General features: G+C 71.1%; 1 protein-coding gene. It reads left to right on the top strand.

Translation table 11 applies throughout. The features are described 5' to 3' along the window. A partial coding sequence (locus GVK91_RS27185) for an SDR family oxidoreductase (RefSeq protein WP_159732759.1) occupies positions 1-474 on the top strand: 474 nt, incomplete at its 5' end. Between the last annotated feature and the right edge of the window lie 4 nt (positions 475-478).

Here is a 478-nt window from a genome sequence, read left to right as displayed (position 1 = left end):
GGATTCACGGCCCTCGAGAAGCACCTGCGCAGCAACACCGCCGCGCCGATCCTGCTGGCGCAGGCGCTGCATGCGCACCTGGCCACGCGCGGCGGCGCACAAGCCCGCCCTCCGCAGGGCGTGGTCGTGAACCTGCTCGACCAGAAGCTCTGGAACCCGAACCCCGATTTCCTGAGCTACACGCTCTCCAAGGCCGCGCTCGAATCGGCCACCACCCTGCTCGCCCAGGCCCTGGCGCCGCGCGTGCGCGTGGTGGGCGTGGCGCCCGGCCTCACGCTCACGAGCCACATGCTGTCCGACGAGAAGTTCCGCGAGTTGCACCGCCAAAGCCCGCTGGGCCGCTCCTCCACGCCCGAGGACGTGGCCGGGGCCGTGCGCTTCGCGCTGGAGAACCGCTCGATCACCGGCACCACGCTGCTGGTGGACGGCGGCCAGCACCTGATGCGCTTCGAGCGCGACTTCTCGCTCATGTGAGGCG

The sequence above is a fragment of the Sphingobacterium sp. 18053 genome (assembly GCF_902706145.1).
Classification (GTDB): domain Bacteria; phylum Bacteroidota; class Bacteroidia; order Sphingobacteriales; family Sphingobacteriaceae; genus Sphingobacterium; species Sphingobacterium paramultivorum.
Note: the sequence above shows the minus strand (reverse complement) of the source record. Positions and strands in the feature narration are given on the sequence as shown.